The organism is Frankia sp. ACN1ag, assembly GCF_001414035.1.
GTDB lineage: Bacteria > Actinomycetota > Actinomycetes > Frankiales > Frankiaceae > Frankia > Frankia torreyi.
The window spans coordinates 1-823 of sequence record NZ_LJPA01000056.1 but is presented as its reverse complement, the minus strand read 5'-3'; the positions used below and the strand labels follow the sequence as shown (position 1 = coordinate 823).

At 57.5% G+C, this 823-nt stretch carries 1 protein-coding gene; it reads left to right on the top strand.

Annotated features, from left to right (window positions below; all coding sequences use genetic code 11):
• Positions 1-555 precede the first annotated feature (555 nt).
• On the top strand, positions 556-823 hold a 268-nt coding region (locus tag UK82_RS40950; protein WP_236706589.1), incomplete at its 3' end, for a hypothetical protein.

Here is an 823-nt window from a genome sequence, read left to right as displayed (position 1 = left end):
CATCGTCACCGATCGCCTCGGCACGTAACCGCCCCGCCCGATAGAGGTTCCGCGGAACCGCGAGCGCGCTCATCTACGGTCTCCGGCATCTTCACTCCGACACCCTGTTCGCCACACCCCCGACCACACCTCTACCCTGATTCTGCTGATCACCCCTAGAGGGATCGCAACGAATGCTGCTTTCGGCAGCGTGTGATCAACTGCAAGATTTGATCATCATCCCTGGAGGGATCTGCTTTCCAGCAAGAAATTGCACCAAACCGAGAGGGCAACGAATTCCCAACCCGCCTCGCCAAGATATCTCGATCGCAACAGATCGACTTCCTCCGTCAAGGGGCTGGAGCGTCACCGCCTGGCCATACGCGCCATGCGAGCCTCGTGACCAACCCATCGGAATGATGTTTACGGCAGCTTCGTTGCGAGATGGATGAACGGATGGAGATACTTCTGCTCATGGACCGATCTGCCGCATCTCGCCGGGAAAGCCCGGCTACGGGCTGTCGCCGAAAGGTCTCACGGGGCAGCCATCACGGCACCTCTTATTGATCACTAAATATGGGGGAGATACTCATTCAAATCAATGCGATGTTTGCACTTGCTGCTACTCTTGTTGTCACCCTGTGCATATTGGCTGCCGTGATCGTGGGAGGGCTCTCATACCATGACGGAGCGACTCCAGCGAGCGCAATCCTGACCGCTGGGAAGGCGTTCATCGCCATGTGTGGCCTGCTACTGATCTTTAATGTGCCGGGTCGGGTTGATCCGGTGGTGATCGCTGGGGTGATCGTTGGGGGTTGGGTAGTCCGTTGGTATGAGGTATGCG